This is a genomic window from Streptomyces sp. Root431 (assembly GCF_001426585.1).
In the GTDB taxonomy this organism is placed as follows: Bacteria; Actinomycetota; Actinomycetes; order Streptomycetales; family Streptomycetaceae; genus Streptomyces; species Streptomyces stackebrandtii.
Genome location: NZ_LMEI01000007.1, coordinates 362,255 through 384,365, shown reverse-complemented (window position 1 = coordinate 384,365; position 22,111 = coordinate 362,255). Strand labels below are relative to the sequence as shown.

General features: G+C 72.7%; 17 protein-coding genes. 6 read left to right on the top strand and 11 right to left on the bottom strand.

The window, feature by feature from the left end:
* Positions 1-22: 22 nt before the first annotated feature.
* The 7 genes from fxsT to ASC82_RS08985 all read right to left on the bottom strand — a co-directional run bounded on the left by fxsT (position 23) and on the right by ASC82_RS08985 (position 11,710).
* A complete protein-coding gene (gene fxsT / locus ASC82_RS09015) occupies positions 23-3,040 on the bottom strand; it encodes an FxSxx-COOH system tetratricopeptide repeat protein (protein WP_056644008.1) in 3,018 nt (1,005 codons plus the stop codon).
* Between the two features lie 59 nt (positions 3,041-3,099).
* Entirely contained in the window at positions 3,100-4,368 is a 1,269-nt protein-coding gene (locus ASC82_RS09010) for an HEXXH motif-containing putative peptide modification protein (RefSeq protein ID WP_056644005.1), read from the bottom strand.
* Between the two features lie 78 nt (positions 4,369-4,446).
* The gene (locus ASC82_RS09005) at positions 4,447-4,656 is read right to left on the bottom strand and encodes a hypothetical protein (protein ID WP_056644002.1); all 210 of its coding nucleotides are present in this window, start codon (positions 4,654-4,656) and stop codon (positions 4,447-4,449) included.
* Positions 4,657-4,746: 90 nt separating this feature from the next.
* The gene (locus ASC82_RS09000) at positions 4,747-7,959 is read right to left on the bottom strand and encodes an SAV_2336 N-terminal domain-related protein (RefSeq protein ID WP_056644000.1); all 3,213 of its coding nucleotides are present in this window, start codon (positions 7,957-7,959) and stop codon (positions 4,747-4,749) included.
* A 7-nt stretch (positions 7,960-7,966) separates the two neighbouring features.
* A complete protein-coding gene (locus tag ASC82_RS08995; RefSeq protein ID WP_056643998.1) occupies positions 7,967-8,983 on the bottom strand; it encodes a MoxR family ATPase in 1,017 nt (338 codons plus the stop codon).
* A gap of 211 nt (positions 8,984-9,194) precedes the next feature.
* Positions 9,195-11,219 (bottom strand): trypsin-like peptidase domain-containing protein, encoded by a 2,025-nt coding sequence (locus ASC82_RS08990; RefSeq protein ID WP_056643996.1) that lies wholly within the window; start codon positions 11,217-11,219, stop codon positions 9,195-9,197.
* On the bottom strand, positions 11,216-11,710 hold the full coding sequence (locus ASC82_RS08985; RefSeq protein WP_242427613.1) for a CU044_2847 family protein: 495 nt from the start codon (positions 11,708-11,710) through the stop codon (positions 11,216-11,218). The genes ASC82_RS08990 and ASC82_RS08985 overlap by 4 nt, the downstream gene beginning before the upstream one ends.
* Before the next feature lie 99 nt (positions 11,711-11,809).
* Here ASC82_RS08985 and ASC82_RS08980 point away from each other — a divergent pair, with 99 nt between their 5' ends.
* The gene (locus tag ASC82_RS08980) at positions 11,810-11,995 is read left to right on the top strand and encodes a DUF6104 family protein (protein WP_024761804.1); all 186 of its coding nucleotides are present in this window, start codon (positions 11,810-11,812) and stop codon (positions 11,993-11,995) included.
* Between the two features lie 42 nt (positions 11,996-12,037).
* On the opposite strand, the gene ASC82_RS08975 is transcribed toward ASC82_RS08980, so the two are convergent.
* Complete coding sequence (locus ASC82_RS08975) at positions 12,038-12,853, bottom strand: hypothetical protein (protein ID WP_056643994.1); 816 nt, start codon at positions 12,851-12,853, stop codon at positions 12,038-12,040.
* Between the two features lie 148 nt (positions 12,854-13,001).
* Between ASC82_RS08975 and ASC82_RS08970 the strand changes: the two genes are divergently transcribed.
* On the top strand, positions 13,002-13,997 hold the full coding sequence (locus tag ASC82_RS08970; protein ID WP_056643992.1) for a DUF4097 family beta strand repeat-containing protein: 996 nt from the start codon (positions 13,002-13,004) through the stop codon (positions 13,995-13,997).
* A 1-nt stretch (position 13,998) separates the two neighbouring features.
* Complete coding sequence (locus ASC82_RS08965) at positions 13,999-14,943, top strand: helix-turn-helix transcriptional regulator (protein WP_056643990.1); 945 nt, start codon at positions 13,999-14,001, stop codon at positions 14,941-14,943.
* An 86-nt stretch (positions 14,944-15,029) separates the two neighbouring features.
* Here ASC82_RS08965 and ASC82_RS08960 read toward each other — a convergent pair whose 3' ends face one another.
* From ASC82_RS08960 to ASC82_RS08950, 3 genes are all read right to left on the bottom strand, one after another.
* On the bottom strand, positions 15,030-16,409 hold the full coding sequence (locus ASC82_RS08960; protein WP_056643988.1) for a cellulase family glycosylhydrolase: 1,380 nt from the start codon (positions 16,407-16,409) through the stop codon (positions 15,030-15,032).
* A gap of 77 nt (positions 16,410-16,486) precedes the next feature.
* The gene (locus ASC82_RS08955; RefSeq protein ID WP_056643986.1) at positions 16,487-17,452 is read right to left on the bottom strand and encodes a zinc-binding dehydrogenase; all 966 of its coding nucleotides are present in this window, start codon (positions 17,450-17,452) and stop codon (positions 16,487-16,489) included.
* A gap of 190 nt (positions 17,453-17,642) precedes the next feature.
* Positions 17,643-18,851, bottom strand: coding sequence for an NADP-dependent malic enzyme (locus ASC82_RS08950; protein WP_024761798.1), 1,209 nt, complete (start codon positions 18,849-18,851; stop codon positions 17,643-17,645).
* 537 nt (positions 18,852-19,388) lie between these two features.
* Here ASC82_RS08950 and ASC82_RS08945 point away from each other — a divergent pair.
* Genes ASC82_RS08945 through ASC82_RS08935 form a run of 3 tightly spaced genes read left to right on the top strand, consistent with a single transcriptional unit; the run spans position 19,389 to position 22,094 of the window.
* Complete coding sequence (locus tag ASC82_RS08945) at positions 19,389-20,363, top strand: ABC transporter substrate-binding protein (RefSeq protein ID WP_056643984.1); 975 nt, start codon at positions 19,389-19,391, stop codon at positions 20,361-20,363.
* A 31-nt stretch (positions 20,364-20,394) separates the two neighbouring features.
* Positions 20,395-21,336 (top strand): amino acid ABC transporter permease, encoded by a 942-nt coding sequence (locus tag ASC82_RS08940; protein ID WP_056643981.1) that lies wholly within the window; start codon positions 20,395-20,397, stop codon positions 21,334-21,336.
* Positions 21,333-22,094, top strand: a complete 762-nt coding sequence (locus tag ASC82_RS08935) for an amino acid ABC transporter ATP-binding protein (RefSeq protein WP_056643979.1) — start codon at positions 21,333-21,335, stop codon at positions 22,092-22,094. The genes ASC82_RS08940 and ASC82_RS08935 overlap by 4 nt, the downstream gene beginning before the upstream one ends.
* Positions 22,095-22,111: the final 17 nt, after the last annotated feature.

Sequence of the window (22,111 nt, the reverse complement as noted above, 5' to 3'; positions counted from 1 at the left end):
GTGTCCGGCGCGGGTCCGGGGCTCACCCCAGGTTGGCCTCGAAGTCCCAGTAGGGACGGTTGCGCTGACGCGCCGAGAGGGTGTGCGGGTGCTGGGCACCCAGCGTGCGGGTGAGGGTGAGCAGGGCGTCCTCCTCCAGCTTCCCGGCCTCCTCGTTCTCCCTGAGGCCACGCAGGTCGGTGGCGAGGGCCACCTGGCTCGACAGGGTGAGCGGATGCTCGTTGCCGAGGGTGTGCCGGGCGCGGCGCAGGGTGTCCCGGCTGAGCTCGGCGGCGTCGGCCACCCGGCCGTTGAAGTTCCGGGCGGCGGAGGCGTTGAGCGCGCAGCCGAGCACCCAGGGGTGGTCCGAGCCCAGCGAGGAGGTCAGTCCGGCGAGCGCGGCCTCCAGGATGGCCAGGGCGTCCGCGCGTTCACCGGACGCCTGGAGGACGAGGGCGGTGTTGGCAAGGACACCCGTGGCGACCGGGTGTGCGGGGCCGAGGAGGGCGCGGTAGCCGGCCTCGGCCTCGTGGCTGAGTTCGCGGGCGTGGTCGAGGTCGCCGTGCTCGCGCAGGTAGTTGGCGTAGTTGTTGAGGGAGGAGAGCGTCACGTAGTGGGTGCGGCCGTGCACCTGCTCCAGCTGTTCGAGCAGGCTGGCCATGGTCGCTCCGAGGTCCTGCTGGAAGCCGCCCTCGCGGCGCCGGCACAGGGCCAGCTGGGTGCGGGCGTACAGCGTCTGCAGGTGCTGCGGGCCGAGTACCTGCACATGGCGCAGGACGTTGGCCTCCTGGCGGGCGAGGGCTTCGCGGTACTGGCCGAGCAGCCGCAGGTCGTGCGCGAGGGCGTTGCTGGAGTTGAGGGTGTGGGAGTGCCGCTTGCCGAGCACCCGCTCGCTGTGGGCGAGGGTCTCGGCGTCGGACTCGTACGCCTCCTGGAAGCGGCCGAGCTGCCGCAGGGTGACGCCGAGGTTGTGCCGGGCGACGAGGGTGGAGAACTCTCCGGCTCCGAGGAGGCGTTCGGCGTCGGCGAGGACGTCGCGCTGGAGCCGTTCCGCCTCCTTGTACTGGCCGAGGAAGCGCAGGTCGCTGGAGATGGCGCTGCTGGAGAGCAGGGTGCCGAGCTCGTTGGGGGGCTGGGCTGCCGCGAGGCGTTCACGCTGGGCGAGGTCGAGGTCGTACGCCTCACGGAAGCGGCCGAAGGAGCGCAGGATGTTGCTCTGCTGGGTGGTCAGGTCCAGCATGGGCTGGTCCAGCGGGTCCATGAAGGTGGACCAGTTGTCCCGGATCTTCTCGGCGAGCTGGATGCCGGCCCTGAACTCGCCGCTGCGGAAGCAGTAGCGCAGGCAGTTGAGCACGGCGGTCTGGGTGCGCGGGTTGTGGCTGAGGAGCGCGCCGGAGGGTTCCAGGTGGGGCAGGAGTTCGGCATAGCGGGGCCAGTGCCGGCTGTCCATGGGGTTGCCGGGGTCGGCCTCGGCGAGCAGGGTACGGACGGCCTGGCGATGGGCGGCGCGGTGGTCGCCCTCGGTGAGCCGGGCGACGATGTCGTGGACGAGCCGGTGCATGTGCACGGACTCCTGGTGCGGTCCCACCTCGGCGTTGTTGACGGGGCCCCGGGTCTCGCGGGTGAGCACCGAGTAGTTGACCAGGGTGTCCAGGGCCCGGGACCAGGCGGCGAGATCGGTGACCATCCAGCGCAGGTCCTCGGGGAGGTCCGCCTGTGGATAGGCGCGGATGAGACCGAGCGGGATACGGCCGGGGGCGAAGGAAGCGCACAGGCTGAGCACGTCGATGGCCTGCGGCTGGGCGCGTCGGAGCCGGTTGATCAGTATCGACCACGAGGTCAGGGACGCCTGAGGGAAGCCGTCGCCGGACGGCTCGACGGCGGAGATCCGTCCTTCGCGGACCATGTGCAGGTACTCGGAGACCTCCATGCGGGACTCGCCGAGCCAGGCTGCGGCCTGGACGAGCGGCAGCGGTACGTCCCCGAACTCGGCGGCGACCTCGTCGGCCTCGGGCGCCGTGACGTGCGGGGCGCGCCGCATCAGATAGCCGGTGGACTCGGCGCGGTCGAAGCCGGGGACTTCGAGGATGTCGGTGTGGTCGCCCCAGCCGCGGTTGCGCGAGGTGACGAGGACGTGGCCGGGGCCGTGCGGCAGCAGGACGTTCGCGCCGTCCGTGTCGTCCCAGCCGTCGAAGACGATGAGCCAGCGGGAGTGCGGGGCGCCCCGGCGCAGGGCTTCACGGACGGCGCGGATGCGTTCGCCGGGTTCGTTGCCGGTGGTGAGGCCGAGTTCGGTGGCGAGCTCGCCGAAGCGGTCGCGTTGCACGTTGCGGTCGTCGGAACTGACCCACCACACGACGTCGTAGTCGGAGCTGAAGCGGTGGGCGTACTCGGCGGCGATCTGGGTCTTGCCGATGCCGGACATGCCGAGCAGGGTGCACGCGGCGCTGCCGCGCTCGGCGTCCATGAGCCGTTCCTGGAGCTCGGTGAGCAGGTCGTCCCGGCCGGTGAAGCGCGGGTTGCGGCGCGGGATCTCGCCCCAGATCTCGGGAGGGGTGTCCGGGAAGCGAACGAGTGATCCGGCGGGCAGCCGGCGGCCGGTGGCGCGGCGGGGTTCGATGCCGAGCCGGCTGAGCAGCCGGACTTCGGCCTCCTCCTCGCCGACGCCCCACAGGCTGACGGGTTCGAGGACGGCGGTGGCCGGGGGCAGGGTCCGGTTGGTGAGGTTGACCGCGGCGAACCGCTCGGCATGGGCGGCGACGAAGCCGCGCAGGACGTCGTTCCACTCGCCGGCCACCCGCGGGCCGAGCTGGAAGAACCAGTCGTCCAGGACGAGCAGCACCTGGCCGCGGGCGAGCAGCAGGTCGCCGAGCGAGTCCTCCAGAGGCACATCGCGCGGCGGGTCCCAGCGCTGGAGGCTCGCGCGCACCCCGTACGCGTCGAGCCGCTGGTTGATCCAGGTCGCCCACGGGCGGTGATAGCCGGGGAAGACCACGAGGACATGTTCCGGCGCGCTCCTGACTCCGTGATCCGCCGCACCGCCCGATCGCTGTTCCGCCATCTGTCGTGTCTCCCGTCCCGCTCCCGCGCAACGCAGTGTCATGTGCCGTGGGCACAGTGTTACCCACCGGCCAGAGGGGTGGCGCCGAGGCTCGCGTGGTGCAGCCTCATTTGATGCACGAACTCCCGCCCCTCCACAGTCAGTTCATCGGATTCAAGCAGGATAAGGAGGGCCAGGCCCACCTGATCGTGGATGTCGTCGAACTGTTGCCCGGCGGCGGACCGCCAGGACGCCGGCACCTGGTCGGCGGTGACCGCGCGCCACCACAGATCGGCCAGGGCCAGATGCGCGTAGGCACCGTGCAGCACACCGGCGATGGGCCGCGGGTCCGACCGCCAGCCGACCCGGTACACGGCGTCCCGCCCGGGGCCGTACAGCGGCACGAGTTCGTGGAGCGTCGCCAGCTTGCTGTGATGCAGCTCGTGCACGAGCGTTTCGGCCATCCCCTGCCCCTCGGCGGGCAGCGATGTCAGTACGGCTCCAGGGGCGGCGCTCAGCGTGGCACCCAGGTGCTGGGGTCCGCGCGGAACGACCGGGACGACCGCGCGGACGCCCTGGGCCACCTCGGCCGCCCGGCCGGGGTCCGTGCGGGCGAGGAGGTCCTGGGCGGCGTGCCAGGTGGCGGACCAGGCGGCGTGGTCGGTGTCGGCGGGGTCGGCCGCGGTGACCGCCGTGGCGCCGCCCACGCCGGACGGCACCCGGTACGGGTCGACATCGTCCAGGCGCGCGGCGCTGCGGGGCAGCGGGCGGACCGCGTGCCAGCCGGGCCCGCCGCCCCTGAGGCGCCGGCCGGTCAGGGTCAGGAAGGCTCGCGCGGCATGGCGGGCACCGTCCGGGTGGAACCGTACGGTCCGCTCGTCGGCGCTGACCCGGACACGGTCTGCGGCCACCCTCAGCCGGCCCACGCCGGGCAGCGGGAGCAGGCCGTCCGGGGTGTCCATGGTCAGGTCGAGCGGGCCGCCGCCGCGCAGGGCGGCGGTGACCGCGAGGTTGTCGAGGTGCCCGAGCAGCCTGTCGAAGGCCGGTCCGGCGGGCTCGGCGAGCGCGCCGGCCAGCCAGGCCCCGGTCGTCGGGTAGTCGAGAACGTCCCGGACCACGGCGGGATGGCGGCGCTCGACCCGTTCGAGCAGCTTCCAGGAGCGCTCGAACCGGTCGAGCGCGCCCGGTTCGACGGACACCCGGTGCCGGTGGACGCGCACCAAGAGCGCCTTGAGGAGCAGCAACCGCCGGGTGTGCAGGGCGGACCGCAGCAGCGTGAGCCCGTCCGGGGCGGGGCTGACCCGGGCCAGTAGGGCGAAGACGGGCGCGGGCAGGGGCGCGATGTTCACTCCCGCCTCCATGGCCCTACGACGGGCGGTGCGCATCTGACCGAAAACGGCCGGTCGGCGCGGCCACCCCGTCGGAGGTCAGCCGTGGATACCGTCCGATCCGCCCTCGACGAACCAGGAAGCCCCCAGCTCCTGCGGATGCCAGAGCACCCGCTCGACGGCGGCCGCCAGCTCGGGATCGTCCATGAAGCGCAAGGTCCGCAGGTCCACAGCGGTGAGGTCGGGCAGGTGCCATGGCCGTTCGCCACCCCGGTCCACGCCTGCGACCCGCTTCGTGTGCTCCAACACCCTCGGCTCCTCCTCACCGACCCTTGTCCCCCACGGTCGTAGCGGCGGAGCGGTTCTTCCCGACGCCTCACGGGCGGAAACCCGTTCGACTCAACTGCGCCCATGTGCGCCCCCGTTATCAAGCCGCTCCGCGTCCTCGTCGCGCCAGGCCCACCAGGGCGGCGCGATCCGGCGCCGCTCCTCGCGGGAGAAGCGGTCCGGCCGCGGGCGGGGGTCGGCGCCGACCTCGGCGAGCAGGGCCCGGGTCCGCTCCACGTCCGCCCAGTCCACCGCCACCAGCCGGCCGTCCAGCCGTCGCCACTGCTCGGCGGCCTCCTCCAGGACCGTCGCGGCCTGACCGGCCCGGTCCATCAGGTACAGCACGGCGCCCTGGGCGTGGAGCGCCCTGGCCAGGGTGATCGTGCCGGGGGTGTCGCCGCGGGCGGCGCGGGTGTCGTCGGCGGCGCGCCGGAAGGCGGTGAGGGCGCCCACGAGCTGCCCGTCCCTCGCGGTCTCGCTCAACTGCACCTGCACCCAGCCCACTTGCAGCCCGACTCCGGCCCGGGTCGCCGGGTCCCTGATGGTGCGGAGAGCCTCGTCGAGGAGATGTCGGCTCTCGTACAGGTCCGGCAGGAACCCCGCGCGGTCGAAGCGCAGGGCGAGCACGCTGCCGATGAGGATCCGGGTCCGCTCGCGGGCCTCGGCGGCGCCGGCGGGGAGACAGGTGAGTGCCTCGCGCAGCACGGACTCCGCGCGGTCGACCGGCCGGGTCCCGGTCCCGGCGGCGGCGCGGCGCAGCAGGGACTCGCCCCAGGTGAGCAGGAGCCGGCCGCGCTGTTCGCCCTGGGCGGGGGTGAGCAGCGTGGCCTGCTCGTAGGCCGCGTCGGCGGCCGGCCCGTCGCCGGTGGTCTCGTACAGGCGGGCACGCGCGGCGGTGTGCCGCAGTCTCAGGGTGCGGCCGTCGCCGAGGAGGGCTTCCGCGCGGTCGAGGACGGGGCCGATGCGGTCGGGGCCGGCCTCGGTGAGGTGCAGGGCGTCGGCGAGGTCGAGGAGGGTGGCGGCGTTCTCCCGGAGGGCGAGGGCCGCGGTCAGCTCTCCGGCCGCCGTCTCGCCGTCGCCCCGGGCCAGGAGCAGTCGGCCGCGGCGCAGGTGGAGGGTGTGCCGGGCGGTCTCGGGCCACCGGTCCGCGTCCTCGGCGAGGGCGGCGAGGGCGGCGTCGAGGTGGCCGGATTCGTCGGTGTCGCGCCACAGGGCGTGGTGGACGACGGCGAGTTCGAGCCGGGCCTCGGCCCACGCCTCCCCGCCGGTACGGGCCAGCTCCCCGGCCTGTACGAGCATGTCGGCGGCCTGGTCGAGGAGTTCGCGGCGCCGGTGGGAGCGGCGGGCGAGCGCGGTGCCGGCCTCGGCGTACAGGACAAGGCCGAGGACGGTCCGGGCCTCGACGGGGGCGGTGGGGAGCGCCGCCTCGGCGCGCTCGCGGGCCCCGGCGAGGAGGGCCGGGTCGGAGTGGGCGCGGCCCTGGGCGAGGAGGCTGCGGGCCTCGGTGAGCGGGTCGGGGGTGATGAGGTCGGGGTGGTAGAAGCGGAGCACGCGCGCGGGGATGCGGGCGAAGAGCTCGGTCTCGGCTCCTTCGGGGCCGAGGGGTTCGTCGGTCGCCTCGGGGAGCGCGGTGGCGCCGTCGCCCTGCCCGTACCGGCCTTCGCCCTCGGCGCCCGGCTCGGTGCCGGGCTCCGTGTCCGTGCCGGCGAGGCGGGCGGCGGCGAGCGCCGGGAAGTTGCGCATGCCCTGGCCGAAGTTCCGCTCCACGTAGTCGGAGCAGTGCTTGAGGACGAGCGCGGCGGCGCTGGGGTCGAGCGAGCCGAGGAGGTGCTGCTGGATGCCGGGCGGATAGCTGAAGCAGGGGTACGGGGTGGGTCCGGGGAGCCGCCGCAGGAGCCCGCTCAGGAGGACCTCGGCCAGCTCCATGGGGCCGGTGTCGGGGAGCATGGCGCGCTGGACGAGCTGCATGACGGGGAGGGCGAGCGGGGCCGCCGCGAGGTGGACGGCGAGGTGGATCGCGCCGGGTGAGGCACTGGCCCGGAAGGCGCGGAGGAGTTCGTCGTCGGGGCGCGGGGCGCGGGGAGTCCGGGGCGCGCGGGGCGGCGCCGCCGCCTCGGGGTCCAGCCAGGCGGCCCAGCCGCGTACGGCGTTGCCTCCGTGGCCGGTGTGGAGCCGGGTCCAGGAGGCGAAGGCCTCGGGGGTGGGGGTGAGCACGGGGACGGCACGGCGGCCGGGGACGGGCGGCCCCCAGGGGTCGTCGTCGGAGCGGAAGGGGGTGTGGCCGCCGGGGGTCGAGGCACGCTGGAAGGTGCCGGGTTCGGCGGGGAGGGCGGTGCGGGGCCACAGGCGCGGCGGCAGCGGCTGGACGAGGGCGAGCGGGGAGCGGCGGGGCCACTGGCGGAGGAAGCGCTGGGCGGCGCCGCGCTGCCAGAGGGGGCCGACGCAGTCGCTGACGACGAGGGTGAGCCGGCGGCCCGTGGGGTCGTGGAGCTGGTCGACGGGGCGCAGCCGGGGTCTGCCGTCGGCGCCGGAGGTGGTGGTGACGAGCGGGGGGCCTTCGCCGGTGTCGTAGAGCCGGTGCACCTGGACGTCGCGGAAGGCGCCGGACTGCTGGCAGGCCTGGCGGAGCTCCTCGACCATGCGGCTCCAGACGACCATGGCGGGGCCGGTGTCCATGAGGAGCTGGATGTCGGGGCGGCGGCCCGTCGCGGGGCGCAGGACGGGGGTGAGGATGCCGGCGGCCGCGCTGCGTTCGGCGGTGGCCTCCTCGTCGAGGCTGCCCTCGCCGGGGCGGTGCGGGACGAGGGCGTAGCCCCGCAGGGGGCGGAGGGCCTTCTGAAGGCCGAGGAGGCCGGGGAGCGCGTTGGCGCCGGGGGCGCGGACGGGCAGGGTCGCGGCCCGCTCCGCACGTCCGGGGCCGCGGGGCTCTCCGGTGGCCGCTCCCGTACCCGTACTCGTACCCGAGCCGGAGCCCGTACTCGTGGCGAGGGAGACGGAATCGGAGCGTGCCGCCCGCTCCGAGGGTGCGCCGCCCTTGGCCGGATCTCGCCCCTCGGAGGTGAGCCGCCGGTCGCCTTCGTCCGGCTCCTCGCCCTGCTCCTGCCCGGACCCCGGTCTCGGCCCCGCATCCGCATCCGACTCCGCATCCGGCATCGGCTCCGGATCCGGCGACTCCCCGGAGGCACCCGGAAGCCATCGCGACAGCCAGACGGCGTCCGCGATGTCCTCCGCCGTGGGGTCCTGGCCGCCCGCCCTGAGCCGGCGGATCAGCTCCTCCAGGTGCATCCGACCTTCACCTCGGCTGGTCGAGTGGCTGCATGAGCATGTCCTCGATGCGTTCCCTGGTCACCCGTTCGGCGCGGGAGGCGTGCTGGGTCAGGTAGAGGGCGTTGAGGAGCTGGTCGGTGGCGATCACCTCGCCGGGCTCGCGGTTCAGGAAGCGCCGGACGATGCCCCGCTCCTCCTCCCCCGCTGCGGCCTCGGCCCCGAGATGGGCCTCGATCATGGCGCCGACCTGCTCCTCGCCGGGCGCTTCGAGCTCCAGGCGGATGCAGCGGCGCAACAGCGCTGCGGGGAAGTCCCGTTCGCCGTTGGAGGTGAGCACGATGAAGGGGAAAGTGGTGCAGCGGACCCGGCCGCCGTACACCGGCACCTTGCGGCCGTCGTCGCTGAGCACCGCGACGACGGGCTCGCGGTCGGCGAGCCGCTCCAGCTCGGGGATGGCGAACTCGCCCTCCTCCAGGGCGTTCAGGAGGTCGTTGGGCAGGTCGAGATCGCTCTTGTCGAGCTCGTCGATGAGCAGCACGCGGGGCTGCTCGGAGGGGAGCAGCGCGGTGCCGAGCGGTCCGAGCCGGATGTACGAGCCGATGCCGGCGGGGGCCGCCGCGGCGGAACCGGGCGATCCGGCCTGGGCGCGCTCCAGTTGGACGTCCTGGAGGCGGCCGATGGCGTCGTAGCGGTAGAGGCCGTCCTGCAAGGTCGTACGGCTGACGATCGGCCAGCGCAGCACCCGGCCGAGGCGCAGTTCGTGGGCGACGGCGTGGGCGAGGGTGGATTTGCCGGTGCCGGGGTTGCCGGTGACGAGGAGCGGGCGCCGCAGGTACAGGGCGGCGTTGACGGCGTCGGTCTCGGCGGGCCGGGGGTGGTGGTTCTGGACGAGTCTGCGCCGGACGCCGAGCCTCCGGTCGGACCCGGCCAGGGTGTCGTCGGCGCCGCCGGCCGAGAAGTCGCGCCAGGGCGGCGGGGCGGGCAGCCGCTGGATCTCGTCGTGCGGAAGACCGGCACCACGGTAGATCCGCCAATCGTTCACGATGGACTCCTCCTGGCTGTGGTGTCGATGCCCGGCCTGTCGAACGTACCGCCCGGTGGTGGGGCGTGCCGACGCTCAATCCGGCCGCCCGCTGTCGGGCCCGAACGCCGGGCAGCACGCGTGCGCGTGCCCGTGTGCCTGCCCGTACGCATGCCCATGTGCGCGCCCGTGTACGTACGGTCGCTCGTGCGCGTACGCGTGGATGCCCGGGTCACAGGTCCCCCTCGCCGAGCAGCGGCGGCGCCTCCAGGCGCCCTCCGTGCGGCGGCCGGTCGGGCGGGTCGTAGAGGACGGCGATGGTCTCGGCCCAGGCCAGGGCCGCCCGGTCCGGCGCGCGGGTGCGCAGGGAGCGGACGGGCCCGCGCAGCCCCTGGGCCGTCACGGCCTTCGCGAGCAGCCGGTGGGCCCGCTCGTGGAACTCCTCGCAGTCCGTGTGGTCGTGGGCGCCGGTCCGCCAGAGGGCGAGGGGGTGGCCGGCGGTGAGCGCCGCGTTCATCGCCATGAGTCCGTCGCCGCTGCCCACCGGCCCGCAGTAGACGGGGACGGTGCCGCCCCCGGCCTCGCGGAGCCGGTCGTACGTCTCCGCCCAGGTCTCCCGGCGCACGCGCGCGGTGTGGGCGTCCCGGCCCGCGCCCGGCACTTCGGCGCGCAGGGGCGCCCCGCGCAGCGGCCCGCCGTCCGCCGCCTCCCAGCGGTCGCGCCACTCGGGGGACGGTTCCCTGCCGTGGCGGCGGGCGTCGCGGATGACCACGATCCTGCGCTGGCCGAGGGTGGCCGACCAGGCGTCCTCGGGCTCCTGGGAGGGTTCGAGCCGCCAGGTGTCGAGGGGTTCGTCGAAGAGCTCGCGGGGCAGCACCGCCTCGACGGCGGCCAGATGGGCGCCGCTGTCGCCGCGCCGCAGGGCGTCCGCGAGGGGTTCGCGCAGGGTCTCCCTGAGCCGGGAGCGCTCGACGCCCCGGTCGTCGCAGTGCAGCGGGCTGACCGTGTGCCCGTCCAGGAGGAGCTTGACCCGCCACGGATAACGCCGGTCGTAGCGGGGGGTGTCGATCTCCAGGAGGACGTCGGCACGCGCGCGGGGTTCCCGTACGGAGAAGGGGGCCGGCTTGCCGGGCGTGACGAGCCGGTCGATCTCCCGCCGGAGGTGGCGGTCGGCGTCGCCCGACTCGTCGACGATCCAGCGCGTGAGCCCGGCCGTGTCGACGCGCTCGCCGTACCGCACGGAGAGGTGCCGGACGACATGGGCCGCGTACAGGAGCACGGCGTCCAGGTCGAGGTCGCGGGCGGCGCTGCCGTGGACGGCGCGCAGCCCGCGCAGGAGCCCGGCGCCCTCGCTCCAGGTGCGCGGGTCGTCCTCCAGCGCGTCCGGCAGGCTGTCGTCCCGGATCCAGGCCTTGACCTGGTCGATCAGGTTCATGATCTCGCCGGGGGCGGTCGGCGCGGGCAGTTCGGCGAACCGGCCGTGCAGTTGGGTCCGCAGGCCGGGGCCGACCCCCGGCGAACCGGGCAGCAGCAGCTGCGCGCGGGTCCAGTCGGGCCGGTCGTCGAGCGAACGGTAGCGGTCGAGGTGGTAGCGGTCGTGGGCGCGCAGGGCCTCGCCCATCGCCTCGCCGCCGGGGAGGTCGTGGAGCCTGCGCAGGGCGGTGACGGGCACGACGGCGCCTCCGTCGGGCCCGCGCCCCTTGTTGAGGCCGACGACGGCGCCCTGCGCGTGGTCGACGACCGGGCCGCCGGAGCAGCCCTCGACCGGCATGACGCCCCGGGTGACGAGGGCCTGGCCGTCGCTGCCGTTGAGGGTGCCGTGGACGTGCCGGATGCCGAGCTCGCCGGTCTCCCGTGACCAGCCGTGCAGGCTGACGGCGGCCGGCCAGACGGCCGGGCGCTCGCTGAGGCGCACGCAGGACGCCTTCTGCGCGCCGGTGACCCTGACGAGCGCGATGTCGGGGAAGGCCCACCGGTCCGGCGGGTCCTCGGGGCGGTCGGGGCGCGGCAGGGCGAGCACGACCGTGCCCGTCGTCTCCCGGGTGGTCTTGCCGTCCTCCCAGGTGATGCCGACGGCCGGCTCGCTCCTCCACACCGCGCTTCCCCCCTCGGCCACGACATGGGCGCAGGTCAGCACCCAGCCGGGGGCGATGAAGAAACCGGTGCCCCAGTACCGGTCGCCGAACGGGTCATACCCGGTGCCGGGAGCGGCGATGCGTACGAGTGCGGGGCGCACGAGAGCGTCGAAGGCGCTCATGCGGACCCATCGACCGCCGGGCGCCCGTGCGGATCTCTCCCGGAACCCTCGTCGGGTGCGGGTGCGGGTGCGGGAGCGGCTGACGGGGCGGGTGACTGGGCTGGTACGGGTGCGGGTGACTGGGCCTGCACAGGGGCGGTTGCCGGGTCGGGGGCGGGTGCCGGGCCCGGTTCGGTCCAGGTGAGCGAGACGTTCACCGAGGCCTTGCCGGCGCCGTCCGCGAGGACCCCGATCACCTTGCCCGACTGCGCCGACAGTTCGATGCCGAAGCTGACGGCGACCTCCACGGGCCCCTGCGGTTCGAGTCCGGCGCGCAGCGAACCGACCACCCCGCGCACGACGTCCGTGAGTCCCCCGGCCATCGAGACCACCCGGTCCCGGACGCCGGTGTCCTGGAATCCTCCCCCTCTGCCGAGCTCCTCCGCCTCGCTGATCCGCGCCCACACGGGCGTGCCGTCGTCCAGCCGAATTCGAGCGATCCCGTGTGCCACAGCGGCCCCCCGCTCCCCGAAGCGATAAGTGGGGGAGAAGGCTAATCGGTGGGACTGACACGCGACAGGGGACGCGGAGGCACGGCCTATCCTGATCGCATGTACTTCACCGACCGGGGCATCGAGGAACTGGAGAAGCGGCGGGGCGAGGAGGAGGTCACCTTCGAGTGGCTCGCCGAGCAGCTGCGGACGTTCGTCGACCTCAATCCCGACTTCGAGGTGCCGGTCGAGCGCCTCGCGACCTGGCTGGCCCGTCTGGACGACGACGAGGACGACGACGAGTAGGAGTTCTTCCCGGCCGCGGGACCGGATGCGGCGTCCTGGCCGTCAGCGGTCCCGCAGCCGGTCGTAGACGAGTCCGAGCGCACCGTGCGCGACGAGCAGCGCCCCCGCCGTCGCCCAGCCGCCGCTGCGCCGGCCGATCCCCCAGATCAGCAGCGGGACACCCGCCGCGAGTTGCGCCCCGCCCAGTACTCGCGCCTTGGGGCCGCGCAGGTACGGGCCGAGGGGCCCCTCCTCCACCACGTCCAGCTCGGCGCGCACGGCGTCGCGCCAGCCGGGCCATTCGAGCTGCTCGGCGCCCTGGGCGAGGGCGACGGAGCGGAGCCGGTCGGCGCTGTCGCCGGGGACGAGCCCGGTCGGCAGGGCGAGGCCGGCGCGGGCGAGGACCGCGACGATGCCGACGAGCCGGCTGTGGGCGTCCGCGTCGGGGTCGGGCCGGGTGAGGGGTTCCAGGGCCTGGACGTCCAGGACGGGGTCGAGGGCGAGCCGGGCGGCGAAGGTGCGCATGGCCTCGTCCTCGCCGACGGGCGTGCCGTCCGCGAGCCAGGTGTAGCCGACGGTGCGGCGGAAGCCCGCGGCAAGCGTGAGGCCGGCCCGGTCGCGGTCCCACCACAGGGCGAGGACGGGCCAGGTCGCGGCGGAGACGGCGAGGGCGGTGGCCCAGCCGGTGACGACCTGTTCGACGGGCTCCCCGCCGTGGAGCCAGGGCTTCCCCTCCGGTACGAGCACGCTCCAGTCGTCGCCCGCGGGGGCGAGCAGCAGCCGCTCCCGCAGGAGCTGGGCCGGCGGCCGGACCGCCGAAGGGTCGGCACGGCAGAGCAGCAGTGCCCCTGAGGGGCTCGATCCGGATGTCGCGTTCATGCCCCTACGCTAGCCAATTTGTCCGTGTACGGCGGCGATTGCCCCCTACGCATCAGGGGAGAGTCAGGGTTGACTTCCGCTTTCCGCGATATATCGTGTCTATCGAGAGTCGCGATATGTTGCGTTGCCGAAACGGGAGGTCAGCACCATGACAGAGTGGTCCGTCACCGAGCCGACGAAACTTGCCCCGGCCGACCCCGTGACGCGCCTGCAGGTCCGCATCGTCAACGGCACGGTGAACGTGGTGGGGACGGACGAGAGTTCCGCCCGCGTCGAGATCTCCGAGATCGAGGGTCCGCCGCTGATCGTGTCGCAGGAGGGTTCCACCCTCACCGTGACCTACGAGGACCTGCACTGGAAGAACCTCCTCAAGTGGTTCGACCGCAAGGGACACCGGCGCAGGGCCGTCGTCTCCGTCGCCGTCCCGGCCGGCGTCGACGTCGAGGTCGGCGCGGTCGACGCCGAGGCGGTCGTCTCCGGCATCAGAGGGCGTACGGAAGTGCGCGGCGTCACGGGCGACACGACGCTCCTCGGGCTCTCCGGCCCGGTCCGCGCCGAGAGCGTCTCCGGAAGCCTGGAGGCCCAGTCGGTCACGGGCGCGCTGCGGATCACCTCGGTGACGGGTCCCGTCACCGTGATCGAGGGCGCGGGCGGCTCCGTGAAGGCCGAGACCGTCAGCGGTGACATGGTCATCGACCTCGACCCGGGCGAGCTGGACGGGCCGCCCGCCGACATCCGGCTCACCAGCGTCTCCGGCCAGGTCGCCATCCGGCTGCCGCACCCGGCGGACGCCCGGGTCGAGGCGAGCACGACGAGCGGCTCCGTGTCGAACGCCTTCGAGGACCTGCGGGTGACCGGCCAGTGGGGCACCAAGTCCGTCACCGGCACGCTGGGTTCCGGGCGGGGCACGCTCAAGGCGACCACCGTCTCCGGCTCCATCGCGCTGCTGCGCCGCCCCGAGACGACCGAGGAACCCGAGGCCGCCCCCGCCTCGACCGCCTCGGAGGCCCCCACCGCCGCTCCCTCGGCTGCCCCCTCGGCTGCCCCCTCGGACGACCCCACCGCCGCTCCCTCGGACGACTCCACCCCTTCCCCCTCGGCCTCCTCCTCGGATTCGCCCTCCGCGACCGGAAAGGTGCTCTGACATGTCGCCCGTCTTCGCCCATGGCCGCCTCCGCCTCTACCTGCTCAAGCTGCTCGACGAGGCCCCCCGCCACGGCTACGAGGTGATCCGGCTCCTGGAGGAGCGCTTCCAGGGGCTCTACGCCCCCTCGGCCGGGACGGTCTACCCGAGACTGGCCAAGCTGGAGGCCGAAGGCCTCGTCACCCACGCCAGCGAGGGCGGCCGGAAGGTCTACTCGATCACCGACGCGGGCCGCGCCGAGCTGGCCGGCCGCGGAGCCGAACTGACCGATCTGGAGCGGGAGATCCGCGACTCGGTCTCCGAGCTGGCGGCGGAGATCCGCGACGACGTGCGCGGCGCGGCCGGCCGGGTGCGCAGCGAGATGCGGGCGGCGGCGGGGCAGGCGCGGACGGCGGAGGCTTCGTCGTTCGCCGACGCCAAGGAGGAGCTGCGCCGGGCCAAGCAGGAGTGGAAGGAGCAGGCCCGCCAGGCCAAGGCGGAGGCCCAGTCGGCCCGCCACCAGGCGAAGGAGTTCCAGCGCATCGCCCAGCAGGTCCAGGAGGAGGTCCAGGACCGGTTCTCGCGGGGTGACTGGCCCAAGGGCGTCTGGGAGGGCCTCTCGGACATCACGGCCCAGCTCGGCGGCCTGGTGGCGGGCACGACCCACCCGAAGGCGGCGGCCAGAGCGGCCGCGGGAGACGCCACGGCGTCCGACCTCGTGGACGAGACCGCCGAGACGGGCGAGACGGGCGAGGCCGGGCGGACGCCGGAGTGGGCGCGGGACACGGAGGGTTCGGGCGATCCGGGCCGCGATCTGGACCGGTTGCTCGACCGCTTCCGGGACGAGATCCGGGACGCCGCCCGCGACCACGGAGTGAGCGGGGAGCAGCTGGCCGAGACCCGCCGCCATCTGTCGACGGCGGCGGTCCGGATCACGGAACTGCTGAACCCGCGACACAAGGGCTAGGTAGGGCCTGTCCGGCGGATCAGGGACCCCGGCCATGACCCGCCGGACAGGCCATGATCCGCCGGACAGGCCCTGAGCCGGCCGGGTCAGCCCCGGGTGGCGGTGACCGTCACCCGGGCGCCCGGGGCAGCGAGGATCCAGGCCCTCCCCCGGTCCTTGCGGAGGACGAGTGCCCCGCCCCGGGCCTTCACCCGCCAGTCGCCGGGCGGCAGGGAGAGCTCGGTGACCCGGGGGCCGCGCCGCCCCGCGGAGTCGTACGACAGGCGGTAGACCCCCGCCGCCGCGTCGTAGGCCGTGGAGCGGACCGTGCCCGCGACGGCCTCCGCGTACGGCTCGGCGGTCAGCTCCTTGTTCGTACGGAAGGCCCCGGCGCCGTCCACCGCGCAGTACCCGCCGCCGTAGCACCACTCCCATCCCGCCCAGCCCGAGCTGTAGCGGCCGAGGGAGGGCATCGCCTCGCGGTAGAAGCGGTTCATGTTCGGCAGGGAGTTGTTGAGCGGGCCCCACTCCCCCACCACCACGGGCACCTTGTACTCCTTGGGGTACAGCGTGACGGCCTGCTCGTAGTTCTCGATCCAGCGGGCGGCGGGGTCGTAGTCGGCGCCCGCCTCCATGCCGGCGTTGTAGAAGTGCGGGGCATAGACGATCTTCGGGTCGTCGATCCGCCCGAGGCCGGTGGGCACGCCCTCGCCCACGATGGGGGTCGGCTCGACGAAGATCCAGGTGTCCGGATCGACCGAACGGATCGCGTCCGCCACCCGGTTGTACATCGGGGTCAGCTGGTCGCGTTCGATACGGCGGGCCGCCGTCGCCAGGTCCTCGCCCTCCCGCAGCTCGCCCATCGGCTCGTTGATCGGGTCGTAGCCGAGGACGGCCGGGTGGTCCTCGAAGCGGTCGGCGAGCAGCCGCCACATGCGGGCCTGGGAGAGCTTGAGGTCCTCGTCCTCGTACAGGTGGGTGAAGGCCCGCTGGACGGCCGGCTCGAAGTACTCGGAGAACCAGTCGTCGGGGTGCGGGGTGAAGGGCAGGCCGTCGGTCCTGGTCGCCCACTCGGGGATGCCCCGGTGGCCGAAGGCGGGGCCGAAGACGTCCTGATGGGCGTCGATGAGGACCTTGACGTCATGCTTCCCGGCCCAGTCCAGGATCCGTTCGATCTTGCGCAGATAGGCCTGGCTGTACTGGCCGGGCCGGGGCTCCAGGTCGTCCCAGAAGACGAGGAGGCGGGCGAAGTTGAAGCCCTTGGCGCGCATGTCGCGGAAGTGCTTCTCGGTGATCGCCGAGAGGGCGGCGTCGCCGCTGTTCGCCTTGTCCGCGAGGTTCCAGCCGCGGAGGGTGAGGGTGCGGCCGTGCTCGTCGGTCAAGGCGGGTATGCCGTCGCCGCCCGCACGCCCGGTCTCGGCGTGGGCGGCCGTCGGAGTCAGCAGGGCGGCGACGACGGCGCTCGCCGCAAGGGTGGTTCGCAACAAGGAAGACCTCCGGCACGAGGATGTGAGAGATGTTCATGTTTCGTGCCGGAGATCCCATCAGCTCGACTGACGAGTCATCAAGAGGTCGTGAGGACGATCTTTCCGAAGAGTTCGCCGGAGGCCATCTTCTCGAAGCCCTCCCGCGCCCGGTCCAGCGGCAGGACCTCGTCGATGACCGGCCGGACGCCCGTCGCCGCGCAGAACGACAGCAGGTCCTCCAGCTCGTCCTTGGAGCCCATCGTCGAGCCGACGACCTTCAGCTCCAGGAAGAAGATCCGGGTCAGCTCGGCGTGCGCGGGCCGGTCGCCGCTCGTGGCGCCCGAGATGACCAGGGTGCCGCCCGGCCGCAGCGACTTGACCGAGTGCGACCAGGTCGCGGCGCCGACGGTCTCGATGACCGCGTCCACGCGCTGCGGCAGCCGCGCGCCCGGCTCGTACGCCTCGACGGCACCGAGCTCGACGGCGCGCTTGCGCTTGGCCTCGTCGCGGCTGGTCGCGAAGACCCGCAGGCCCGCCGCCTTGCCGAGGGCGATCGCGGCGGTGGCCACGCCGCCGCCGGCGCCCTGCACGAGCACCGAGTCCCCGGGCCGCACACCGGCGTTGGTGAAGAGCATGCGGTACGCGGTGAGCCAGGCGGTCGGCAGACAGGCGGCCTCCTCGAAGGAGAGCTCCTTCGGCTTGGGCAGCACGTTCCAGCGGGGGACGGTCACCCGCTCGGCGAACGTGCCCTGGTACCGCTCGGTGAGGATGGAGCGGGGCTCGTCCGGCCCGACGCCGTGGCCGGTCTGGCCGATCACGGAGTGCAGGACGACCTCGTTGCCGTCCTCGTCGATGCCGGCGGCGTCGCAGCCGAGGATCATCGGCAGCTTCTCTTCGGGCAGCCCGACCCCGCGCAGCGACCACAGGTCGTGGTGGTTGAGCGAGGCGGCCTTGACGGTGACGGTGGTCCAGCCGGACCGCACCTCGGGCTCGGGGCGTTCGCCCAATACGAGTCCGTTCAGGGGCTGGTCGCGGTCGATTCGGGCAGCGTAGGCAGCGAACATGGCCCCGACCCTAGGCTCGGACGACCGCACGACGGAACCACGCACCTGTGTGACACATGCCTCCGCCGGGCGCCGGGACACGAACCCCGCCCCGCCGCCCGCGGAAGGCCCCCGTACGCGAAACGGCCGCGTACGCGAAAGGGCCCCGCCCTGAGTCCAGGACGGGGCCCCTCACGGGGTGTGCGACGCGTCAGCGGCGCGCGACGCCCTCCGCGCGGGCGGCGGCGGCGACCGCGGCCGTGACGGCCGGGGCGACCCGCTCGTCGAACGGCGACGGGATCACGTAGTCGGCGGCGAGCTTGTCGCCGACCACGTCTGCGAGCGCGTTCGCCGCGGCGATCTTCATGCCCTCGGTGATCCGGGAGGCCCGGACCTGGAGCGCACCGGCGAAGATGCCGGGGAACGCGAGGACGTTGTTGATCTGGTTCGGGTAGTCCGAACGCCCGGTCGCCACGACGGCCGCGTACTTGTGCGCGATGTCGGGGTGGACCTCGGGGTTCGGGTTGGCCATGGCGAACACGAAGGCGTTCGGGGCCATGGAGGCGACGGCCGCCTCGGGGACCGTGCCGCCGGAGACGCCGATGAAGACGTCGGCGCCGGCGAGGGCGGTCTCCAGGGAGCCGGTCAGGCCCGCCTTGTTGGTGATCTCGGCGAGCTCGCGCTTGACCTCGGTGAGGTCCTCGCGGTCGCGGCTGACGATGCCCTTGCGGTCGGCGACGGCGACGTCACCGAGGCCGGCCTCCAGCAGGAACTTGGCGATCGCGACACCGGCCGCACCGGCGCCGGAGATGACGGCGCGCAGGTCGCCGAGGGTCCGGTCGGTCAGCTTCGCCGCGTTGCGGAGGGCGGCGAGGGTGACGATCGCGGTGCCGTGCTGGTCGTCGTGGAAGACCGGGATGTCGAGGCGCTCCTGGAGCTTGCGCTCGATCTCGAAGCACCGCGGCGCCGAGATGTCCTCCAGGTTCACTCCGCCGAACGACGGGGCGAGGCGGACGACGGTCTCGACGATCTCGTCGGCGTCGGTGGTGGCGAGGGCGATCGGGACCGCGTCCACGCCGCCGAACTGCTTGAAGAGGATGGCCTTCCCCTCCATGACCGGGAGGGAGGCCTCCGGGCCGATGTCGCCGAGGCCGAGCACCGCCGTACCGTCGGTCACGACGGCCACGACCTGGGACTTCCAGGTGTAGTCGTTGACCAGCTCGGGCTGCTCGGCGATCGCGGTGCACACCTTGGCGACGCCGGGCGTGTACGCGAGGGACAGGTCGTCCTTGTCCCGGAGGGGGACGGTGGCCTGCACGGCCATCTTGCCGCCCCGGTGGAGGGCGAAGACAGGATCGAAGGGCTCGGGTGCCCCGTCCGTACCACTGTCATTGCGAGGATTGACGATCTCCGCTGCCATTGGGAAGACCCCTTAAGTCTGTTTCATTTGAGGGTGGCCACTCCTGGTTGAGGAGGGGTGGGGAGGCACCGCGGCCGCCTTGTCTGGCAGCCGCTCGGGCGCGCCGCACAACGCGCCCTGAGCCCCGGATGAGGGGTGTAAGGATCCTTCTTACCGGACGGACGGCACCGCAGACGAGTCCATAACCGCTCGGTGACGCGACTCATACCGAGTGCATCCGGACACGGACGGAGAGCGACACGTCACCCGATGTCCCTATAGATGCCCACGGCACCCGAATGGCCGTCTTCGGCTCGTCCGAATGGCGAGATAAACCGGAGATTTTCCGGTGGCGGGGAAGGGATCCCGCAGAAGATCCGGCCTTGATGTACCGGCCTGTCGCGATTCGGGGGTCACCCGTTACCCGATTTTGACATCCGTGGCCGTCGGTTTGAGGCAGTCCGAATGGCAAGATGCCGTAATCACACGAGGTCGCGACACTCGAAGACGCGTACGTGACCTGCTGGCAAGCCCCTCACACGCCGGAGGAACCCGACCATGACCGCACGCTCCACGCGCTGTACGACCGCCGCCAAGACCCGTACGTCCCGTCTTGCCGCGGTCGCCGCCATCGCGGTCGCCGGCTCGATGCTGCTGACCGCCTGTGGCGACCAGACCGAGGGCGGCTCCTCGACCCCGACGAAGGACGGCGGCTCCGCCAACGCCGCGCCGCTGTTCTCGAAGCTCCCGGACGCCATCCAGAAGGCCGGCGTCATCAAGGTCGGTACGGACGCCACGTACGCCCCCATGGAGTTCAAGAAGGGCGCGGACATCGTCGGCATCGACCCCGACATCGCCGCCGCCATGTCGAAGCAGCTCGGTGTGAAGTTCGTGTTCGAGAGCGGCACCTTCGACACGCTGCTCACCTCGATGACGACCGGCCGCACCAACGCCGTCATGTCCTCCATGACGGACACCAAGGCCCGCCAGGAGGGCCTGGACGACCAGGGCAAGAAGACCGGCGCCGGCGTCGACTTCGTCGACTACTTCTCCGCCTCCACCGGCATCCTGGTGAAGAAGGGCAACCCGGAGAACATCAAGTCCCTCGACGACCTGTGCGGCAAGAAGCTCGCGGTGCAGCGCGGCACGACGTACGAGCAGGCCGCCAAGGACCTGGCCGCCAAGTGCGAGAAGGACGGCAAGCCGAAGCTGTCCTTCGAGTCGTACCCGACCGACGCCGAGGCGCAGACCCGCGTCAAGGCCGGCGGCGCGGTGGCCGACCTCAACGACTCGCCGGTCGCCGCCTACATCGCCCAGACGGCCGGTGGCGGCAACGACTTCGACGCGATCGCCAACAAGACGGACGCGGGCCTCTTCGGCATCGCCGTCGACAAGAAGAACACCCAGCTGCGGGACGCGCTCAAGGAAGCCCTTGACGCGATCATCAAGGACGGCACCTACAAGGCCGCCCTCGACAAGTGGAACGCCGGTGACGGCGCCATCCCCGCGGCCAAGATCAACGGCGGTTCCTGACCCTCTCCCGCAAGACTGAAGGGCAGTCGCTGTGACTGACAAGATCGACAAGGTTCCGGCCGGGGCGCCCGCCCCGGCGGGAGTCCCGCCGGAGGCCATCAAGGCCATTCCGGTCCGCCACTACGGACGCTGGGTCGCCGGCGTCGTGGTGGTGGCCCTGCTGGTGCTCCTCGGGTACGCCTTCTCCCAAGGCAACGTGCGCTGGGCGACCGTGCCGGAGAAGCTCTTCGACCCCACCATCCTGAGTGGTCTCTGGCACACCATCCTGATCAGCGTGGCCTCCATGGCCCTGGGTCTGGTCCTCGGCGTGGTGTTCGCCGTGATGCGCCTGTCGAAGAACCCGGTGACCAGCTCGGTCGCCTGGCTCTACATCTGGATCTTCCGCGGCACGCCGGTCTACGTGCAGCTGCTGATCTGGTTCAGCCTCGCCCTGATCTTCCCGGTGTTCAACATCGGGTTCTACAAGGACGAGATGACCGATGTCATGACCCCCTTCCTGGCCGCCCTGCTGGGCCTCGGCCTGAACGAGGGCGCGTACATGGCGGAGATCGTCCGGGCCGGCATCCAGTCGGTCGACGAGGGCCAGACCGAGGCCTCGCACGCCCTGGGCATGAGCCAGTCGAAGACCATGCGGCGCGTGGTGCTCCCCCAGTCGATGCGGGTGATCATCCCGCCGACCGGCAACGAGTTCATCAACATGCTGAAGACCTCTTCGCTGGTCGTGGCCGTGCAGTACCCGGATCTGCTGCGCGCCGCGCAGGACATCGCCTCGACCTCGTTCGCGGTCATGGAGATGTTCTTCGTCGCCTCGATCTGGTACCTGGTCCTGACCTCGGTGTTCAGCGTGGGCCAGTACTACCTGGAGCGGCACTACGCCCGCGGCTCCCTGCGGGCCCTGCCGCCCACGCCGTGGCAGAAGATCAAGACGAACCTGCTGTCCCTGAGGTCCGACCAGAGCGGAGGTGCCGCATGACCCCCATGGTGAAGGCCGAGGGCGTCCACAAGTCCTACGGCGCCGCGCACATCCTCAAGGGCATCGACCTCGAGGTGAACAACGGCGAGGTGTTCTGCCTGATCGGCCCGTCCGGTTCCGGCAAGTCCACCTTCCTGCGGTGCATCAACCACCTGGAGAAGATCAACTCGGGTCGGCTCTACGTCGACGGCGAGCTGGTCGGGTACCGCCAGAAGGGCGACAAGCTCTACGAGCTGAAGGACAGCGAGGTCGCGCTCCAGCGCCGCGACATCGGCATGGTCTTCCAGCGCTTCAACCTGTTCCCGCACATGACGGCCCTGGGCAATGTCATGGAGGCGCCGATCCAGGTGAAGGGCGAGTCGAAGGCCGTCGCTCGCGAGCGTGCCGAGCGGCTCCTCGCCCGCGTGGGCCTCGCCGACAAGGCCGGGAACTACCCCTCGCAGCTCTCCGGCGGCCAGCAGCAGCGTGTCGCCATCGCCCGCGCGCTGGCGATGGAGCCGAAGCTGATGCTCTTCGACGAGCCGACGTCGGCGCTCGACCCGGAGCTCGTGGGTGACGTCCTGGACGTCATGCGCGACCTGGCCGAGTCGGGCATGACCATGGTCGTCGTCACCCACGAGATGGGCTTCGCCCGCGAGGTGGGCGACTCGCTGGTGTTCATGGACGGCGGCGTGGTGGTCGAGTCGGGCCACCCGAGGGACGTCCTGACGAACCCGCAGCACGACCGGACGAAGGCATTCCTTTCCAAGGTCCTGTAACGACGAAGGCATTCCTT